Source organism: Falsiporphyromonas endometrii (genome assembly GCF_042654485.1).
GTDB classification, from domain to species: Bacteria; Bacteroidota; Bacteroidia; order Bacteroidales; family Porphyromonadaceae; genus Porphyromonas; species Porphyromonas endometrii.
Window position 1 is genome coordinate 1 of record NZ_JBHSGO010000067.1, and the last position, 1,111, is coordinate 1,111.

The window sequence follows — 1,111 nt, forward strand, 5'->3', positions numbered from 1 at the left end:
AGCCAATATTCATGACAGTAAAGGAGCTCCGAAAGTCATTGAAAAATTGTCCTGTAAGTTTCCCCGCCTTACCAAAATTCTTGCTGATGGAGGCTATCGAGGAAACCTTGCCGATTGGGTCCTCGACCACTAACATAGAGAGTGTTAGTAGGAAATCGACAAATGCCGTCCCTACAATGATTTCAGTCGATAGCTGTACATGAAAATTATAGAGCATATATGCCACCATAACCACCTCTTTGAGTGCAGCTGCCAGGACAAACTTGCCCACCTCTCTCAGCGTGCTATGTCTGATGATGGCTTTGTATGTTTTGAAGATAAGAAATGATATAAGTGCCGCTGCCATGGATAGGAGTACCCATTCGATAACAAATTTGCTAATGGTCATCTCTTTTTTCATAAGTAACCCAAGCATTACCATTGTCAGAATGGAAGCTGCAGTTGCAACCATAAGGTCCATAGCAAGGACGAGCTTTGCACTTAAGTATCTATCCAAGTGAAGCTTTTTTAGTATTTTCTTAATCAAGGGACGCATATATATTTCGTTATTCGATTCTTGTTTTTACATCTTCTATTGCTTTATAGCCAAAGATCGGTTTATTAATCTTTTGTAGTAGCTGTTTTGTTAAATTGTTTTGTTTTTAAGTCTGGGATAAACTCAGCAATTTGGAATTGAGATCTAAGTTGTTGTTTTGTATCTATCAATCATGAATCCGATAATTCTTATCATTAATCACCTCCTTGTACCGGCGATTTTAAAACTGATGATTTTTACATTTGGTATCAACCTTGTATTGCTGAGTTATGAATGAATAAAGTTGTTTTTGATGAAGTGATGGTTTTTTTCAAAAGTTGCTCCTTATTAATCATTGTTTGTTTGCAACTTCTAACGGAGCCAACGACAATCGGTAAGAGATTGTACGCTTTCAAATTGGTTAAGCTCCTTTCTCATCGGGAGTTTGGTGACATTTTAGATTTATATGTAATCATTGCTGTCCGATAAAAGTTGGAAATGACATATTAAGGATGCTCAATCGCAGAATACATGCGGTTGAGCATTTCAATTTTGAAAGATAAGCCCCCCTAATCAAAAAGTGAGGGTATTGGAGGA

Annotated in this window: 1 pseudogene; it reads right to left on the bottom strand. The window is 37.3% G+C overall.

Annotation, left to right across the window (positions count from 1 at the left end):
* Positions 1-535: pseudogene (locus ACFO3G_RS03245) on the bottom strand (hypothetical protein); the annotation flags it as partial.
* Positions 536-1,111 lie beyond the last annotated feature (576 nt).